Source organism: Burkholderia metallica, assembly GCF_902832845.1.
Classification (GTDB): domain Bacteria; phylum Pseudomonadota; class Gammaproteobacteria; order Burkholderiales; family Burkholderiaceae; genus Burkholderia; species Burkholderia metallica.
This window is the reverse complement of sequence record NZ_CADFDB010000006.1, coordinates 264652-283066: the sequence shown is the minus strand read 5'-3', so window position 1 is coordinate 283066 and position 18415 is coordinate 264652. Positions and strand designations below refer to the sequence as shown.

The 18415-nt window shown below is 66.9% G+C and carries 13 protein-coding genes and 1 pseudogene; 8 read left to right on the top strand and 6 right to left on the bottom strand.

Going from position 1 to position 18415, the window contains the following annotated elements:
* The first annotated feature begins 21 nt into the window (after nt 1-21).
* The 3 genes and pseudogenes from HWX08_RS18860 (at nt 22) to HWX08_RS18850 (ending at nt 3960) form a co-directional block, all read left to right on the top strand.
* Nucleotides 22-2667: a GH92 family glycosyl hydrolase gene (locus HWX08_RS18860; protein WP_174920252.1), complete on the top strand. Its 2646-nt coding sequence runs from the start codon at nt 22-24 to the stop codon at nt 2665-2667.
* A 178-nt stretch (nt 2668-2845) separates the two neighbouring features.
* Nucleotides 2846-3118, top strand: a pseudogene (locus HWX08_RS18855) (MFS transporter); the annotation flags it as partial.
* Between the two features lie 14 nt (nt 3119-3132).
* Nucleotides 3133-3960: an SDR family NAD(P)-dependent oxidoreductase gene (locus HWX08_RS18850; RefSeq protein ID WP_174920254.1), complete on the top strand. Its 828-nt coding sequence runs from the start codon at nt 3133-3135 to the stop codon at nt 3958-3960.
* A gap of 88 nt (nt 3961-4048) precedes the next feature.
* On the opposite strand, the gene surE is transcribed toward HWX08_RS18850, so the two are convergent.
* The 3 genes from surE to HWX08_RS18835 all read right to left on the bottom strand — a co-directional run bounded on the left by surE (nt 4049) and on the right by HWX08_RS18835 (nt 6038).
* Nucleotides 4049-4828, bottom strand: coding sequence for a 5'/3'-nucleotidase SurE (gene surE / locus HWX08_RS18845; RefSeq protein ID WP_069258998.1), 780 nt, complete (start codon nt 4826-4828; stop codon nt 4049-4051).
* 174 nt (nt 4829-5002) lie between these two features.
* Nucleotides 5003-5311, bottom strand: a complete 309-nt coding sequence (locus HWX08_RS18840) for an AzlD family protein (RefSeq protein WP_174920256.1) — start codon at nt 5309-5311, stop codon at nt 5003-5005.
* On the bottom strand, nt 5304-6038 hold the full coding sequence (locus HWX08_RS18835) for an AzlC family ABC transporter permease (protein ID WP_011356490.1): 735 nt from the start codon (nt 6036-6038) through the stop codon (nt 5304-5306). Before HWX08_RS18835 ends, HWX08_RS18840 begins: the two co-directional genes overlap by 8 nt.
* A 124-nt stretch (nt 6039-6162) precedes the next feature.
* Here HWX08_RS18835 and HWX08_RS18830 point away from each other — a divergent pair, with 124 nt between their 5' ends.
* Both HWX08_RS18830 and HWX08_RS18825 read left to right on the top strand, forming a co-directional pair.
* Complete coding sequence (locus tag HWX08_RS18830; RefSeq protein ID WP_006749370.1) at nt 6163-6621, top strand: Lrp/AsnC family transcriptional regulator; 459 nt, start codon at nt 6163-6165, stop codon at nt 6619-6621.
* A 219-nt stretch (nt 6622-6840) separates the two neighbouring features.
* Nucleotides 6841-7410, top strand: coding sequence for a hypothetical protein (locus HWX08_RS18825; RefSeq protein ID WP_174920258.1), 570 nt, complete (start codon nt 6841-6843; stop codon nt 7408-7410).
* A 211-nt stretch (nt 7411-7621) separates the two neighbouring features.
* On the opposite strand, the gene HWX08_RS18820 is transcribed toward HWX08_RS18825, so the two are convergent.
* The 3 genes from HWX08_RS18820 to HWX08_RS18810 form a co-directional block, all read right to left on the bottom strand.
* Nucleotides 7622-7909: a helix-turn-helix domain-containing protein gene (locus tag HWX08_RS18820; protein WP_012365189.1), complete on the bottom strand. Its 288-nt coding sequence runs from the start codon at nt 7907-7909 to the stop codon at nt 7622-7624.
* Complete coding sequence (locus HWX08_RS18815) at nt 7896-8237, bottom strand: type II toxin-antitoxin system RelE/ParE family toxin (RefSeq protein WP_174920260.1); 342 nt, start codon at nt 8235-8237, stop codon at nt 7896-7898. Before HWX08_RS18815 ends, HWX08_RS18820 begins: the two co-directional genes overlap by 14 nt.
* Before the next feature lie 215 nt (nt 8238-8452).
* Entirely contained in the window at nt 8453-9085 is a 633-nt protein-coding gene (locus tag HWX08_RS18810; protein WP_012365191.1) for a LysE family translocator, read from the bottom strand.
* Nucleotides 9086-9596: 511 nt separating this feature from the next.
* Between HWX08_RS18810 and HWX08_RS18805 the strand changes: the two genes are divergently transcribed.
* The 3 genes from HWX08_RS18805 to HWX08_RS18795 all read left to right on the top strand — a co-directional run bounded on the left by HWX08_RS18805 (nt 9597) and on the right by HWX08_RS18795 (nt 18175).
* Nucleotides 9597-11153, top strand: a complete 1557-nt coding sequence (locus HWX08_RS18805; RefSeq protein WP_425128438.1) for a ShlB/FhaC/HecB family hemolysin secretion/activation protein — start codon at nt 9597-9599, stop codon at nt 11151-11153.
* Between the two features lie 63 nt (nt 11154-11216).
* Nucleotides 11217-14477, top strand: a complete 3261-nt coding sequence (locus HWX08_RS18800) for a two-partner secretion domain-containing protein (RefSeq protein ID WP_174920330.1) — start codon at nt 11217-11219, stop codon at nt 14475-14477.
* A 593-nt stretch (nt 14478-15070) separates the two neighbouring features.
* Nucleotides 15071-18175, top strand: a complete 3105-nt coding sequence (locus HWX08_RS18795) for an ATP-binding protein (RefSeq protein ID WP_174920262.1) — start codon at nt 15071-15073, stop codon at nt 18173-18175.
* The last annotated feature ends 240 nt before the right edge of the window (nt 18176-18415 follow it).

The window sequence follows — 18415 nt, the reverse complement described above, 5'->3', positions numbered from 1 at the left end:
AGGAAACGGAGGGACGAACGGATGAAGCTGCGTCATGTGGTGGGTATCGGGTGCGTTGCCGTGTTGTCGGGTTGCGGCGGCGATCAGGGTTCGACGGATGCGAGCGTGCTCGCGCAGCGGCCGAACGCGCAAGGCAGCCAGAACGACCAGGGCGATCAGAACGAGCAGGGCGGGAACGGCGGCGCGGCCAGGCGATCGGTGCTGCGCAGCGTCGATCCGATGATCGGCACCGCGAATCTCGACATCAACGCGGACTGGAGCAGCGGCGTGCGCGGCCACGGCCACGTCTATCCAGGCGCGACCGTGCCGTTCGGGCTCGTGCAGCTCGGGCCGGACACGACCGGCGGCTCGCACACGCTGCCGTGGAACTGGGATCGCACGTCGGGCTACCAGTACGACGATCCGTTCATCACCGGCTTCACGCATACGCACCTGTCGGGTACCGGTATCGGCTCGGGCGGCGAAGTGCGGTTCCTGCCGACGCTCGCACCGGTCGATACCGCGACGCTGGCGAAGGTCGCGGCCGATGCGTCGATCACCTACGACGCGTCGTTCAGCCACGACGACGAAACCGCGAGCCCCGGCTACTACCGCGTGAAGATGGCGCCGGTCGGCCGCGGCAACACGCCGTGGAACGTGCAGGGCGCGAAGATCGTCGCGGAAATGACGGCCACCGCGCATGCGGGCGTGCATCGCTACACGTATTTCCCGAGCGCGGCCGCGCAGAAGCGCAGCATGATCGTCAGCATCGACAACCCGATCGGCGGCTCGACCGCGAGCGGCAAGATCCAGGTCGTCGATGCGCAGACGGTCGCCGGCTGGCAGTTCACGAACAACTGGGCGAACAACAAGCCGACGTATTTCGTCGCGCGTTTCTCGAAGCCGTTCGATACGAAGCATGTCGCGTTCAGTGCCGACGGCTTCAAGGCATACCTGACGTTCGCCGACGGTGGCGAGGGCGGCGCGGTCACGGTGAAGGTCGGCATCTCGCCGTCGAGCATCGTGGACGCGCACGCCAATCTCGCCGCGGAAGTCGGCGCGAAGTCGTTCGATCAGGTGCGCGGGGCGGCGGAGCGCGTGTGGAGCGCCGCGCTCGACCGGATCCGGATCAAGGGCGGCAGGGCCGACCAGCGGACGATGTTCTACACGTCGCTGTACCGCACGATGCTCGCGCCGACCGTCTACAACAACGCGGACGGCAGCTACGTCGGCACCGATTCGACCAACGACGGCACGACGTCGCCGCCGACCACGAGCAAGCATGCGAATCCGGGCTTCGACTATTCGTCGACGTTCTCGCTGTGGGACACGTTCCGCGCCGAGTCGCCGTTGATGACGCTGGTGCAGCCGGAGCGCGTCGACGGCTGGGTGAAGTCGCTGCTCACGCAGTTCAGGCAGAACGGCAAGGGCGAACTGCCGGTTTGGCCGCTCGCGCAGACGGAGACCTTCACGATGGCCGGCCACCCGTCGATCCCGTTGATCGCCGATGCGTACCTGAAGCACCTGACGAGCGCGAACGTCGACGACATCTGGACCGCGCTGACCGCCACGCAGCGCGCGAGCGCGCACGGTTTCGACCAGTATCGCCAGAGCGGCTACGTGTATGCGGGCGACAACGCATCGGTGTCGACGACGCAGGACTACGCGTTCGACGACTGGGCGACGGCCGCGGTCGGCAAGGCGGCGGGCAAGAGCACGGCCGACTACCGGCCGTACCTGCAGCGCAGCCAGAACTACCGGAACGTGTTCAACCCGACGTCGAACGACGGCTGGACGTTCTCGCAGCCGAAGGATTCGCAAGGCAACTGGACGGCGGGCTTCGACCCGACGGCGGCGGAGAAAACGGACTTCTCCGAATCGAATTCGTGGGTCGATACGTGGAACATCTTCCACGACTTCCCCGGCCTCGTTGCGTTGCTCGGCGGGAAAAACCGGTTCATCGCGCAGCTGGACCGCACGTTCGATTCGGCCAACCCGCTGACCTTCCTGGGGGGACAGGGTTTTCCGGACCTGACCGGGCGCAGCGGCCAGTTTTTCGCGGGCAACGAGCCGGCGAACCACCTGCCGTACCTGTACGACGTCGCGGGCATGCCGTCGAAGACGCAGGACCGCGTGCGCACGGTAATGGACGACATGTACTCGCTGACGCTGACGGCCGGCGATCGCGCGCTGCTGAGCGGCGACAGCCTGAAGGCCGCGCTCGCCGACCCGCGCCGCGTGCGCGATTCGGCGATTCCCGGTAACGACGACTGCGGGCAACTATCGGCATGGTACGTGCTGTCAGCGCTCGGCATCTACTCGCTGAATCCGGTGGGCGGCGTGTTCTACCTCGGCACTCCGCTGTTCGAGGAAGCGACGATCGACATGCCGGTTGCGACGGCAGGCGGGGACGGAAACGCATTGAAGTTCGGCGCGACGCGGCGCTTCAAGGTGACCGCGCATACGGCCGGAGGCGGCGCGCCGTCGTCGGTGAATCGCTACGTCCAGTCGGTCAGCCTGAACGGCACGCCGCTGCATCGGCCCTACATCACGTACGACGAGATGAAGGCCGGCGGTACGCTCGACTTCGTGATGGGGGCGACGCCGAACGACGCATGGGTAGGGCCGTGGAACGGCCAGGATCCGAACAGCGCGCTCGCGCCGTCGCTGGCGTTGGCGGGCAAGTAGCGGCAACCCACGATAACCAACGACAACCGGCGGCAAGCATGGGCAGGAATCGTCATGAAGGTCGACCTCGTCGGCCCGAACAAACCGCGGCTCGCGGTAGGGCTGAACGAATTCGCCGGCTGGATCGCGGTGGAGGCGCCTGCGTTCGCAACCGGTTGTCTCGCGAGCCGCTGTGGGCTGGCGGCGCGTGGCGTGCGTGCCGCTCGGCCTCGGGATGGCGATGGTCTATCCGAGCCGGATCGCGGCCGTTTCCGCCGTGTCCGAACCCGGCTGGTGCGCGCGTGCGCTGAGCGTGTACCGGTGCCGGCGCGATCCCGGCCACGCGATCGGCACGCTGTCGGCGGGCCTGATGGCCGACCGCTTCGGCTTTGCCGCCGCGATTCTCGCGGTGGCGGCCGTGACGTTCGCGTCAGCGGGCGTCGGCGCGATTATGATGCGGGAACGCCACTGACAGGGTTCCCCGCTATGGACGCACCACTTCCGCCGATCGCCGCCCCGATTCCCGAAACGGAACCGGACCCGGAAACCGAAGCCGTTGCCGAGCCGCGCGCGTCGCGGCTGCATCGGCCGGTCGCGCTCGTCACCGGATCGACGTCGGGGATCGGCGCGGCCGTCGCGCGCCGCCTCGCGGCGGACGGCTACGCGGTGATCCTGCACTCGCGCAGCTCGGCCGACGTGGGGCGCGCGATGGCGCGCGAACTCGGCGCGGCCTACGTGCAGGCCGATCTCGCCGACGATGCCGAACGCGTGCGGCTGATCCGCGAAGCCGTCGCCGTGCACGGGCGCCTCGACGTGCTCGTCAACAACGCGGGCGTGAGCCGCGTGATTCCGCATGACGACCTTGCCGCGGCGACCCCCGAGGTATGGCGCGACATGCACGAGGTCAACGTGATCGCACCGTTCCGGCTCGTCGCCGAGGCGGAGGCCGCGCTACGGGAGGCTGCGTCGCACGGGCGGGCCGGTTGCGTCGTGAACGTCAGCTCGCATGCGGGTGTGCGGCCGAAGGGCGCGTCGATTCCGTATGCGGCGGCGAAAGCCGCGCTCAATCACACGACGCGGCTGCTCGCGCGCACGCTCGCGCCGGCGATTCGCGTCAATGCGGTGGCGCCGGGGCTCGTCGATACGGCGCTCACGGCCGACTGGACGGACGCGCAGCAGCGCTGGCGCGAGCACGCGCCGATGCGCCGCGCGGCGACGCCGGACGACATCGCGCAGACGGTCGCGATGCTCGTCGCATCCGATTACGTGACGGGCGAGATCGTGATGCTCGACGGGGGAATGAACCTGACTTGACGTGGAGAAGCGGAGAAGCAGCCACGCATCCGCGCGCAGTCGTCATGCGCACGATTGCCGCAGCCGCTTGCCCGCCGGCGTCTGCCGATCAGCCGAGGCTCGACCGCAGCCGCGCGAGTGCCTGATCGTGCGTGCGCTCGAATTTCAGCGGCGTGACGGCGACATACCCTTCGCCGAGCGCGACCGTCTCCGAATCCGCATCGTCATCGCGCGGCGCGCGGGCGAGCTTCAGCCAGTGATACTCGATGTCGCGCGGGTCGCGCCCCGACACGATCTCGACGCCTTGCAGCGTGCCGGCGCCCTGGTTCGTCACCTTCAATCCGCGCGCCTCGTCGGCGGGCCGCGGCGGGAAATTCACGTTCAGGCACGCATCGCTGTCCCAGCCGGCGGCGACGAGCCGGCGGATCACGTCCGGCGCAAGCGCGCGTGCCGTATCCCACGGCACCGCGTTGCGATCGGTGAACGCCTGGCTCAGCGCGATGGCCGGCACACCGACCAGCATGCTCGTCATCGCCGCGCCGACCGTGCCGGAAAACACCGTTTCGGTGCCGAGGTTCGCGCCGCGATTCACGCCGGACAGCACGATGTCGGGCCGTGCGCCTTTCATCAGATGGCTGGTCGCGATCGCGACGCAGTCGCCCGGCGTGCCGCGCACCGCGAAGCGGCGCTCGCCCTTGCGATGCACGCGCAGCGGTTCGTGCAGGCTCAGCGAATGCGACGTGCCGCTCTGGTCTTCCGCCGGCGCGACGATCCACACTTCGCGGGCCAGTTGCGTGGCGACCTGTTCGAGCACTTCAAGGCCGGGGGCGTCGATGCCGTCGTCGTTGGTGAGCAGCACTCGGTCGAACAGCGGGCGGGTTTCTTGCATCGGGATGATCCTCGCGGAGATGAGCGATGAGAGAGGTGCAGCGTGGCGCAAGTCACAAGGCTAGCACTCCCGCGTGCGCATCGTCGTGTCGCGCGGCCGGCGCGGACGTGAAAACGGGCGCATCGCGCGCCCGTTCGTCGTGGCCATCCCGCGTGCGCGGCGGGTCGGAACCGCTCAGCCGAGCAGGTAGCGCAACAGGCCGGCCGACACGACGCCGACGATGACGGTCGGCAGGATCGACAGGCGCGTGGCCGCGATCACCGTGATCGCGAGCGCGAGCAGGTCGGCCGGGCGCGTCGACACGAAGGCCGGCGCGATCACCGAGATCAGCACGCAGCCGGGCACGTTCTCCATCACCGACGCCATCCGCGGGCTCAGCGTGCGGTTGCGCAGCAGCACGTAGCCGAGGACGCGCGACAGATACGTCGTCGACGCCATCAGCACGATCGTCACGACCGTGCTGAAATCCGGGAAATCAGGCATCGCGCGGCTCCCACAGCAACGCGGCGATCAGCCCCGCGCACGCGCCGGCCGCGACGTACCACGCGCCGGGCACGGCCAGATGCGTGGCGGCGGCGACGACGAGGCTCACGAACCACGGGCGGCTCGCGCGCATCCCTTTCCACATCCCGCGCAGCAGCACCAGAAACACGGCGGTGAACGCCATGTCGAAGCCGTACTGCTCGACGTTGCCGATCGTCGGGCCGACCGCCGCGCCGAGCGTGGTCATCGAGATCCACGTCAGGTAGAGCCCCACGCAGATGCCCGCGTAATAGGGCACGCTGATGTGCGTGGCCGAGCGCGCGCGGGCGTCGGCGAGCGACATCGCCCAGCTTTCGTCGCACATGAAGAACAGCGCGAAGAACGCGCGGCGGCGCGGCAGGCGGCGGATATACGGTTCGAATGCGGCGCCCATCAGGATGTGGCGCGAATTCACGAGGAACGACATCGCGACGATCAGCGCGATGTGCGGCGGCGACGACCACAGATGGATCGCCGCGAATTCGGAGCCGCCGCCGAAATTCATGCCGGTCATCATCGGCACTTCGAACAGGCTCAGTCCTTTCTGCGCGGCCTGCGCGCCCAGGACGAGCGCGAACGGCACGAAACCCAGCATGACGGGCAGCGCCGCGCGCAATCCGCGACCCATCTCGGCGACATAGGCGGGCTTGTCGCGAAGCCCTGACGACGTTGAAACGCTACTGCTCATTACTCCTCCTTCGGGGGAGGAATTGTCTGCTTTTTTGACTCGAATCGGGTTGCGTTGTGGCCAGATTTTTCTCAAAATTTGGCATTGAACTCGTGATACGCAAATTTTTTGGAATTGAATGCCAATGAAACTTGACGCCATCGACCGCCGGATCCTGAGCGCGCTCCAGCGCGACGGCCGCATGCAGAACGTGGAGCTCGCGCACGAGGTCGGGCTGTCGCCGTCGCCGTGCCTGCGGCGCGTGCGGCTCCTCGAGGAAGCCGGTGTGATCGAGAAATACGTGGCCGTGCTGAATCCCGCGAAAGTCGGCAAGGGGCTGACGATCTTCACGCGCGTGTGGCTGAAGGGGCAGGACGCGGAATCCGTGAACCGCTTCGCCGATGCCGTCCAGCAGATGCCGGAAGTCGTCGAATGCCACCTGATGGCGGGCGACTGCGATTTTCTGCTGCGCGTCGTCGCGGCCGATATCGACGACTATCGGCGCTTCCAGATGGAAACCCTGACGCGCATTCCCGGCGTGCTGAGCGTGAAGACCGACATTCCGATGCAGAAGGTCAAGCTCACGTCGGCGCTGCCGACCTAGCGCCGAGCGGGTGCGACGCGATCACTCGACGAACGGTCACGGCTCGGTGACAATCGCTCGGTAATCTGGCGAGTCACGCCGCTTCGAACGTATTGCTCGCGCTACGGTGCGACGTTCGATGCGCAAGCAACTAACGGTCAATGTCGACGCGACCGGGCAGGCGCCGCGCACACCGAATCATGCGCCGGCGCGGATGCGTTCCTTCTTGTCGGGCCATTCATGCAGCCATTCAACAATCCGTGGAATTCGCTGGAAATCGTCAAGCTCGTGCTCGGCGTGCTGACGCCGTTGTCGGTCGCGTGCCTCGGCTGGCTCGTCGCGCGCCGGCTGAAGCGGCTCGAACTCGTGCAGTGGACCAACCAGCGGCTGATCGAGAAGCGGCTCGCGCTGTACGACGCGGTGGCGCCCCAACTCAATGCGCTGCTGTGCTTCTATACGTGGATCGGCTACTGGAAGGACATCTCGCCGGACGACGTGATCCGCGCAAAGCGCGAGCTCGATCGCACGTTTCACATCTATCGCTACCTGTTCGACGACGACGTGTACGACGCGTACCACACGTACATCCACGCGCTGTTCGACATGCACACGGGTCCGGGCCGCGATGCGCGGATCCGTTCGCTGATCCAGGCACCTGACGGCGACCGCAGCGTACACGGCTCGTATGAATGGAAGCCGGCGTGGTCCGATCGTTTCGCGACCGCGAATGTCGTGCCCAAGGCGGACGTGCTGCGGCATTACACGCAACTGATGGAACGGCTGCGCGTGGCGCTTGGCGCGACGCGCTGACCGCTCGGCATCGCGCGCCCTCCATGGCAGCGCCGCACGGTGACGCCGGCGAGCTTGATGGGCAGCCGGGAACTGCGCGTGGTGGCGGATACGCGCGATCGTGCCGACGATGCATGCGCGGGCGGGGATTAGGCGGGATGCGGGGCAGGCGGGCCGTCGGTCGCTCGCGTAACAGACGGCCGATTCAACCTTGTCCGGGCCTTGGTGCGACTCAGGCGAAAGAGATCACGAGTTTCTTGCCGCACGCGGCGGCATACTTGCGCAGCGTGTCGATCGATGGAGAGTGCCGGCCTGTCGCGAGCGCGCGTTCGAGCCGCGTGACGGCAGGCGCCTTCGTGCCCATGCGCTCCGCCACATCGGCTTGCGAAAGACCGGCGGCTCGCCGGGCGGCTAGCATTGCATCGAGCAGCGCGAATTCCTCGCGGTTCAGCCGGTCGTATTCGGCGCGTACCTTCGGATCGGACAACGCGCGCTCGCGCAGTGCCTTATAGGTTGCCACAACGAATCTCCTTCAATCGGCGGCGCGCGGTTTTCAGCTCTTTCTGCGGCGTTTTCTGCGTCTTCTTCACGAAGCAGTGAAGCATGACGATCCGCCGGTTGACGACCGCACAGTAAAACACACGGGCGATACCTTCCTGGCCCTTCAAGCGCATTTCATACAGCCCGTCGCCGATCGGCCTGGTGTGAGGTTCGCCCAGATTCGGGCCGTACTGCTCCGTACGGTCAGCGAGTGCGAAGAACCTGGCGGTCAGCGTCTTCGGCAACGCAAACACGCCTGCCTCGACTTGCTCGCTGAAGAAATGGATTTCATACGCGACGGTTCGCATAGTAACAAATTTGTTATTTCCTTGCAAGAAGGAGCGCCGTCGTGTCTGTCATGAGGGCGGCTCGTCGAATGCACGGAAGCACCGGAGAAACGTCTGGACGTTTCTCCGGTGCTTCGTTGCCGATGTGCGAGCCAGATTGTTTGCCGGTGGGCTGAATTCGACTAGTTGACCGAATGGATATCAGGCCTGCCGGTGTGCTTCGGGAGGTGGAGAGATCAGTTCCGTCCTGCCACTGCGAGTCGCGCCGCGAGTCCCACGAAGACCGTGCCGAGCAGGTATTGCGGCAGCTTCGACGGACGGCGGCGCGCGCCGATCCGCTGGCTCAGCCGGCTCGCGGAGAGAATCACCGCGCCGTTCACGACGAGCCCGATCAGGTTGAGCACCGTCGCGAGCACGAGAATCTGCACGGCGATCGAACCGTGCCCGGGGCGCACGAACTGCGGAAACAGCGCGAGCACGAACAGCGCCATCTTCGGGTTCAGCAGGTTCGTCGTCAGCCCCTGGCGGAAGATCGCCGCGGTCGAGTGGCGACGTTGCGACGCGACGGGCGACAGCGCGGTCGCGTCCGAACGAAACGTCTTCCACGCCAGATAGAGCAGATAGGCGGCGCCGGCGAAACGCACGATGTCGTATGCGATCGGCACCGCGAGAAAGAGCTGCGACAGCCCGAGCGCAGCGGCGAGCGCATGACAGTAGGTGCCCGCCTGAATGCCGGCGAGCGTCGCAAAGCCCGCGCGCCGGCCCTGGCTCACGCTGCGGGATGCGATCAGCAGCATGTCGGGGCCCGGCGTGGCCGTCAGCGCGAGACATGCGCCGGAGAACAACGCGAGCGTGGAGAAGTCGATCATGGGAATCCTTTTTTGCGTGGGCGGCGTAAAAAGATGCGCCACTTTAGGCGTGCCGCCGCAGGTGGTCAACCGTGCTCGCGCCGGGATCCGGCCGACGGCCGACTCGCTTCCATCCTTTCGATAAAGCAGAAGCCGTTTCCCCGATTCGGGCATGTCGCGCGGCTGCACCAGCAATTAACAATTCCGTCACGAATTTTCGTACGTGATCTAAATACATGCGAAATGTCCGTCTGTAGCATTCGGCGCTTGAGTTACAGCTGGCAAGTGCCTTGCCGGCAAGGTCCGAATGTGTTCCATGTGGGTAGATCATATGCAAGTCGCCGACCGCCGTCGGGCCGACATCGGTCGCGTCGAAGCGGCACGGTCACGCGAGGTCGGTTCGCGTTCGGTGTCGCGCGACCTCGGCGTGGTCCTGCGGGTTCGCCACGTAATGTGTGTGGCGCTGATCTGCGGTGGTGTCGCGAGTCTTTTCGAGTCGGTCCATGCACAAGTGCCGGATGCGGGGCGAGCGATGCGCGATATCGAGGCGCCGCGGCCGGATCTGCCGCCGGAAGCCGCGCCCGAACTGACGGTGGCACCGTCGGATGAGGCTGCCGAGCGCGCGCCCGAGTCGGGGCCTCGCGTGCTCGTTCGCGCATTCGCGCTCGACGGTAATACCGTGTTCGGCAACGACGAGTTGCAGCCGCTCGTCGCCGATCTTGCGGGCAGCACGCTGGGTTTCGCCGACCTGCAACGCGCCGCCGCGCGCATCACTGCCTACTATCGTCGCCATGGCTACGTGCTGGCGCGTGCCTACCTGCCTCGCCAGGACATCGACGACGGCGTCGTGCGTATCGAAATCGCCGAAGGGCGCTACAGCGCAATCACGATCCAGAATCATTCGCGCGTGTTCGATGCCGCGCTGCGCCAGCCGCTCGCGGTGCTGCATCCGGGCGATGTCGTACGCGGGTCCGCTCTCGAGCGCAGCCTGTTGCTGCTCGACGACCTGGCCGGCGTCGCCGCGCGCGGCACGTTGCGTCCGGGCGATACGCCCGGCACCACCGATCTTGTCGTCGACGCCGACAAAGGGCCGCTCGCGTCCGGGTCGCTCGAATTCGACAACTTCGGTGACGTCGCGCTCGGGCGCTACCGTGTCGGCGGCAGCGTCGACGTCAATTCGCCGCTGCGGCTCGGCGATCGCCTGAGCCTGCGCGGGCTGCTCAGCAACGAACTGCAGCGCTACTACCGTGCCGCGTACCAGCTGCCGGTCGGCCCCGCGTCCACGCGAGTCGGCGTCGCGTATTCGTCGCTGCGCTACCGGCTCGGCGGAGCGTTCTCGGATCTCGATTCCAGCGGCCGGGCGAGCGTGCAGACCGCGTACGTGACGCAACCGCTCGTGCGCGCGCGAAACCTGAGCGTCACCGCGCAGGCCCAGTACGAAAACAAGAACCTGCGCGACGACTACGGGATATTTGATGTCCGGCGCGACAAGAACATCGGCCTGTGGACCTTCGGCGTCAGCGGCAACAGTCAGGACGGCTGGCTGGGCGGCGGCCGCAACGGGTTCTCGGTGATGTTCGGTGTCGGGCGGCTGCGCAGCAACGATCCGTTCGAAGCGGATGCGCTGAAAAAATCGATCGGCAGCTTCACGAAGCTGAACGTGAGCGCGCTGCGGGTGCAGGCGCTGGGGCGTCGGTTCGAGTTGTACACGCAATTCAGCGCGCAGCTCGCGTCGCGCAATCTCGACGAATCGGAGAAATTCAGTCTCGGCGGCCCGTACGGCGTGCGCGCGTACGCGCTCGGCTCTGGCAGCGGCGACCAAGGCTGGCAGGCCAGCGCGGAGTTGCGGTATCTCGTCGCGCCGGGCTGGCAGGTCAGCACGTTCGTCGACGCCGGGCGCGTGCAGGCCGACAAGTTCCCGTGGTCGCGTGAGCGAAACATGCAGCACATGCAGGCCGGCGGTGTTGGTGCGAGCTGGTTCGGCGCGAAGCGCCAGGTGGCGCTGACGGCCGCGTGGCCGCTCGGCGCGGCGTTCGGCTCGCCGACCCGCGCGCCGAGCGTATGGGTTCAAGCCGCTCAGTATTTCTGAGCGTGCGTGATCGGTCCGTCCGGCAGGGCGGGTTTTATATGGCAGATTGAAGAGGATACCAAAATGAACAAGGCCTATTCACTGGTGTGGAACGAAGCACAGGGTGGCTGGTGCGCGGTCGGGGAAACGGCGCGCCGTCGCGGCAAGTCGGGCGGCGGCAAGCGCCTGCTCGCGGCGGGCGTGTCGCTGCTGGGGCTGGCTGCTGCGTCGGGCGCATACGCGCTGCCGACGGGCAGCGAGATCATGTCGGGGCAGGCCGACATCGCGAAGTCGGCGGACAACAAGACGATGTCGATCAACCAGCATACGGACAAGCTGATCACGAACTGGCAGGACTTCAGCGTGGGTAGCGGCGAGCGGGTATCGTTCAAGCAGCCGACGAGCCAGTCGATTGCGCTGAACCGGGTGGTCGGCGCGAACGGCAGCCAGATTCACGGCCAGCTGGACGCGAACGGGCGGGTGTTCCTGGTGAACCCGAACGGCGTGATGTTCGGCGCGGGCGCGCAGGTGAACGTGGGCGGTCTGGTGGCGTCGACGCAGAACCTGTCGGATGCGGATTTCCTGGCGGGTCGCTACCGGTTCGCCGGAGCCTCGGGCCAGTCGGTGGAGAACGCCGGGACGATCGCGGCGGCGGATGGCGGCAGCGTGGCGCTGCTGGGCGCGCGGGTGTCGAACACGGGCGTGATCCGTGCGCAGATGGGGCGCGTGGCGCTGGGCGCGGGCAATGCGTTCAACGTGAACTTCGACGGCAACGGGCTGCTGAACCTGCAAGTCGAAAGCGGGGCGGTGGACGCACAGGCGCACAACGGCGGACTGCTGAAGGCGGACGGCGGGGAAGTGCTGATGACGGCGCGCGCGGCAGGCGATCTGCTGGGTTCGGTGGTCAGGAACAGCGGCACGATCGAGGCGAAGGGCCTGAGCAGCCGTGCCGGGAAGATCACGCTCGACGGCGGCGAGGTTCAGGTCGGCGGGAAGCTGGACGCGAGCGCGCAGGACGCCTCGACGGCAGGCGGCACGGTAACGACGCGCGGCGAGCGCGTGACGGTGTCGCGCGACGCGCAGGTGGATACGCGCGCGGCGTCGGGTCGCACGGGCCTGTGGACGATCGAGGCGGCCAACGCCGGAGTCGGCGGTAACGCCGCGATCGACGGCGAGACGCTGTCGCGCAACCTGGGCACGACGAACGTGGCGCTGACCAACACGTCGGGCGACCTGACGGTGGGCGACGCGGTGAACTGGGCGAGCGACAACGCGCTGGCGCTGACGTCGAAAAAGGGCAGCGTCGACCTGAAGCAGTCGCTGACGGCGAGCGGCGCGAACGCGGGCGTGACGATGAACGCGGCGCAACGCGTTCGCATCGGCAACAACGTGGCGCTGACCGGCGAAAACGCGAGCCTGGCGTTGAATTCGGGCAGCGGTCATACGCTGACGGACGATGCGGTAGTCACGCTGTCGGGTCGCAATGCGTCGTTCTCGGCGAACGGCGAAGCGTATCGCGTGATTCACGATCTCGCGGGGCTGCGCGGCGTCGATGCCAACATGAACGGCCGCTACGTGCTGGGTAACGCGATCGACGGCAAGGGGGCGCAATTCCGCAGCCTCGGCGGCGACAGTGCGTCGTTCAGCGGCGTGTTCGACGGTCTGGGCAATACCATCGGCAATCTGTCGGTCTCGAATCCCGGCAGTGCGGTCGTCGGGTTGTTTGCGGTCAACACCGGCCGCATCGCCAACCTCGGGCTCGACAAGATCACGGCGCGCACGCCGGCCGGGTACACGGCGTCGCCGGTCAGCGTCGGCGCATTGGCCGGCTACAACCTGGGCGACATCACCAACGTAAAGGCGAAAGACGTCCTGGTGAGCGGCAACGGCCGCGCGATCCTCGGTGGCCTGGTCGGCAGCAATATCAGCGGACGGATCGATCGCGCATCGGTTTCGGGCCGCGTCGAAGGCGGCAAGGACGCGCTGTACGTCGGCGGTCTGGTTGGAGAAAACCGCACGGCCCTCCTGCCGGATCTGGGCGACGCGACCATCAGCAACAGCCGCGCCGACGTCAAGGTCAGCAGCGAGTCGGCCGGTGATACGGGCGGCCTGGTCGGTGTCAACCGCGGTGTCAACCGCGGCGTCATCACGGCGTCGACGGTCGCGGGTAGCGTCACCGCCCTGGCCCGCGATGCGCGTGTCGGCGGCCTCGTCGGTTACAACGAAGGCGGGGTGATCAAGGCTGCTTCTTCGTCTGCGAGCGTGCGGGCCGGCCACGATGCGACGGCGGGCGGCCTCGTCGGCTACAACGCCGCGTTGATCGACGCATCCGACGCGACGGGCGACGTGACCGTGGGCGACAACGGGAAAGCGGGCGGCCTCGTCGGGGAAAATCGCGGCAAGATCGCCGCGTCGACGGCGGGCGGCAGCGTTCAGGCCGGCAACGGCGCGATGTCGGGCGGTCTCGTGGGATTGAACGAAGGCGCGATCCGCGCATCCACTGCGCTCGGTAATGTCTCCGCGGGCGCCGGCAGCCAGCTGGGCGGTCTCGTCGGCCATAACGCGGACAAGGCCGAGATCCTCGCATCGGACGCACATGGCAAGGTGGAAGGGCGCAACAACGTGAAGGCGGGCGGCCTCGTGGGCTCGAACATCGGCAAGGTGGACGGTTCGTCGGCCAGCGGCGCGGTCAAGGTCGGTGCGCAGAGCCAGGCAGGCGGTCTCGTCGGCGACAACAACGGCCTCGTGGCCGCTTCCTCGGCGGGCGGCAACGTCTCGGCCGGCGACGACAGCATCGCAGGTGGTCTCGTCGGCTGGAACGGCGCCCTCGGCAAGGTGGTGAGCGCCTACGCAAGCGGGGCCGTGAATGTCGCCGGCAGGGGCAGGGCAGGCGGCCTGGTCGGCCTCAACTGGGGCAGCGTGTCGTCGTCGGGCGCGTCGGGCGACGTCGTTGCCGGTGCGGGCAGCTACGTCGGCGGCCTGGTCGGCCACAACCACACGATTGCTTCGATCGATGCGTCCGACGCCTTCGGTTCGGCGAAGGGCGGCGATGGCAGTTCGGTTGGCGGCCTGGTCGGTAAAAACGACGGCAAGATCGCGTCGTCGTCGTCGTCAGGCTCGGTGTCCGGCGGGCGCAATGCACGGCTGGGTGGCGTCGCAGGCGAAAACTTCGGCAACGTCGATCGTTCGAGCTCGCGCAGCCGTATTGCCTATACGGCCGGCTACGACCAGTTGTACGGTGGGCTGGTCGGCCTCAACTTCGGCTGGATGAGCGGCAATGGCGTGAGCGGAAACGCGGCGGCGGTGCCGCTCGCGGGCCTCGATTTCGGCGAAATCCGGAACTGATCGGTCCCGTTCGGGGAGGCGTGGCGGGTTGCCGCGACGCCCGCCTCCCCGGCGCGTCGCGTTGTCGTGACTTTGGTCCAACGCCCGTTCGGCACGGGTGCCGTGCGGGTCGGCGGGCCGGCGATGGCGGCACGCGCGCCATCGTCGTATCTGCCTTCGTCGCAACGATGCTTTGCAAGGGTTCTTCGCGTCGATCCGCGAAGAACCCTTTCTTTTGGGTGGCTAGCCGGGCGCGGCCGGAAAGTCGCGGGACAGTCGGTATGCGGTGCCGTCGTTACGCATCAAGGTAGCCGCGCGACCGTGCTATCCCTGAAAAACGCCAACTCATCGTGTTGCCTGAGCGGCTAACCCGCCGAACGCGCTGTCAACGCAATGCGAAACAAACGGCTCATATTTCCTACGGCGAAGTTCGTTCAAGTCCGAAATTGTGAGGCCGTTCGATGTGACGTGTACGAAATGGTTCGTACGATGCGGACACCCCCGCAGGCCTTTGGCATGATCGGAATGCCCCTTCTTTCCAGGTGTTTTCCGAGGCGGTCACGGATGTCGGAACGATGTCGTTCCGGTCGCGTTCGCGATCGCCGCCGCGCGCCATGTCGCAGAGCCCGCTTCAATCCCTTCGTCGTTACCAGAGCATTTCGGTGTTCGGCGGCGGCATCGTCGTCACCATCCTTGTCCTGATCGCTTGCGGTCTCGGGATGGCGTCGATCGTTTCGGGATATGTCGAAGGGGAGCGGCGCAACTACCTGAACGGCCTGGAGCAGACGCTGAACGAAATCCAGGTGAGCGAAACCTCGTTCCGCAACGGCGTCGCGAACGCGCAACTGATCTGGCAGGAGGCCAGCGCCGCGCCGGCGGCGGTCGTCGACACATTCTTCCTCGACGACCAGCGCGTCGCGACCCGTCCGCATCCGTCGCTCGTCATCGGCGTACCCGCGCAAACAGGCGATCGGGCCGAAGTCGCGCGCTATCTGTCGCTGTCGATGCTGTTGGCACGCATCTGCGCGGCCAGTTCGATCAATCGCGGGCGCACGCTCGAGGGCTACCACTACAGCACGCGCACCGGTTTGTTCGCGCTGGTACCCCATCGAAACCGCGACGATCCGGCGCTGGTTTCACCCGAAAGCCGCGCACGCGTGCTGGACGCGCTGCGCGTCGATTTCGAACGCCCGTATCCGGGCATCACCGACTCGCGCCCGCACGTGCGCTGGCTGGCGCCGTTCACCGATCCCGTGTCGGGGCAGCCGCGCATCCGGCTCGCGGCCGAGGCGCGCGACAACGGCAAGCCGTTCGCGGTGCTCGTCACCGAATATCCGCCCGATTACCTGCTGTCCTGGCTCGCCGACTATCGTCCCGAAGGCATGTTCTACATCACGACGGCCGACGGCCGGCTCGTCACGATGGATCCCGCGGCGCGCGAAACCGGTCGCGTGGAAAGCCTGTTGAAGCTGAACCCGTCGCGGGGCGGTGCGTCGGCGTTGGGGGCGCCTGTGTTCCGCGACGGCTTCCTGCTGTTTCACGGCAAGCTCGAATCGACGGGCTGGACGCTTGCGTATGCGCTGTCGTGGACCGACATCGCGGCCGGCGTCGCGCGCTCGGCCGGTACGCTCGGCGCCGCGACGCTGCTCGCGCTCGTCGTCATGTGGGGGTTGCTGCTGCGCTTTCATCGGCGAGAGTTCGTGCCGCTCTACGCGCACTCGCAACGCGTGTTCGACAGCGAAGCGCTGTGCCGCAGCGTGATCGAGATGGCGCCGATCGGGCTCGGCCTGATCGCGCGCGACGACGGGCGTTGCATGCTCGTGAGCCCCGCGCTGACGGACATGATCGGGCGGATCGGCGGCGACTATCACGCGCTGTCGAGCCAGGTGGTCGACGCCTGGCAGGCGCGCGGCGATGCAGGTGGCGAGCAGCACGGCGGCCTGCTGCTGGGCGACGTGCAAGCTGCGCCGCTGCACCTCGAATTCATTGCGTGCGGCGCACGCTATCAGGGCACGGACGTGCTGATCGTCGCGGTTGCCGACGTGACCGCCAAGCGGCAGCTCGTGCAGCGGCTGGAAGAGGCCGTGCGCGCGGCCGATTCGGCCAATGCCGCGAAATCGTCGTTCCTCGCGGCGATGAGCCATGAGATCCGTACGCCGCTGAACGTGATTCTCGGCAACCTCGAACTGCTCGAGCGCTCGGCGCTCGACGCGACCCAGCATGGCCGCGTTCACACGCTGCGCACGTCGGCGACGAGCCTGCTCGCGCTCGTCAGCGACATTCTCGATTTCTCGAAGATCGAGGCCGGCGCGATGTCGGTCGAATCGATCGCGTTCGACGTGACCGCGGTGGTCGAGCGCGAGCTGAACGCGTTCGCGACGATCGCGAAGGCGAAGGGGGTGCAGCTGTTCTGCGAGATCCATGCGAGCAGTACGCAACAGATGCGCGGCGATCCAACCCGGTTCGCGCAAGTGCTCCGCAACCTGCTGGGCAACGCGCTCAAGTTTACCGACGTCGGCCGCGTGACCGTGCGCGTCGCGGTCGTTGCCGACAGGCACGACGCACCGGAATTGTCGGTCGAGGTTGAGGACACCGGCATCGGCATCGCCGCTGAACATCGACGCAAGCTGTTCAATGCATTTTCGCAGGTCGATACATCGATCACCCGACGTTACGGCGGCACGGGGCTCGGGCTTGCGCTGTGCGACCGGCTCGTCACGGCGATGGGCGGCCGCATCGCGGTGGAGAGCAAGCTGGGCGTCGGCAGCCGGTTCAGCGTGCTTCTGCCGCTCGGCATGGACGTCGTCGCGCTCGACCGGCCGCGCGCGGCGCACGCCTACGCGCTGGCGCTGATCGCCGCGCATCCCGGGTGGCGCGATTTTGCGTTGCCGCATCTACAGGCATGGGGATTCGACGTCAGCGTGTACGACAGCCCGTCGAGTCTGCCGGCCGGCATTGCACGACACGGCGCGGTCGTACTGTTCGGCGATTCCGACACGTGGTCGCGAGCGGATCTGAACAGCCTGAGCGATTGCGCGCCGCTGATACTCGCGACACCCGATGGCCCGCTCGAACCGTATCGCGCGGGCGACACGGTACGCATATCGAGTTATTCGCTCGGCGGCTTGCGCGCCGCGCTGGCGCTCGGCGGCCAGATGGACGATGAAAGCGGGATCGATGCCGTATCGGGCGACGACCCGCGGCGTGACGATTCGCATGCTCGCGATTTGGCAACGGTCGCCGCATCGCGCGACGCGGCCGCGCACGGGAGTCGCACATTGCGCGTGCTCGTCGCAGACGACGAAACCATCAACGACTCGATTTTCAGCGAGCAACTGAACGCGCTCGGCTGCGCGGCAACCGAGGTCGGATCGGGGCGCGCGGCACTCGAATCGCTGGCCGGCGACGACTGGGACGTGCTGCTGATCGGCGACGACCTGCCCGACATGCGCGCGCAGCAACTGGCGGAAGCGGCACGTGGCGTCGATCCCGCGTGCGACGTGCTGGTCGTGACGTCGCATTTGACGCCCGAGGGCATGCACCGCTGCACGACAGCCGGTGTCCGACGCGTATTGACGAAACCCGTGACGCTCGGCCACCTGCGCGGCGCGCTTGCGCATGCGTGGCAGCGCCGTAACGCGACTTCGGCGAAGGAGCCGTGCGCGGCCATGTGCACATCGAGATCAACCAATCATGAAACAGCTTTGCATGACAAGTAACCGACAGCATCGTACGCGTCAACGCGTATCCAACATAACAAAGGCAGGGTGCCGACGCACGTTCACGTTGCGCGGCAGATTTCAAATCAATACTGGAGGGGAACATCGTGCGTCATGTAGGGAAGATATTCGCACTGTTGCTCGATTTCGCCGCACTTTCTGAGAAGTCTCGTCGGGAATTCCTGACGATGATGAACGAGTTTCTGCTCATGTCGCCGGTTCAGCGGCGCCGTACCCTGA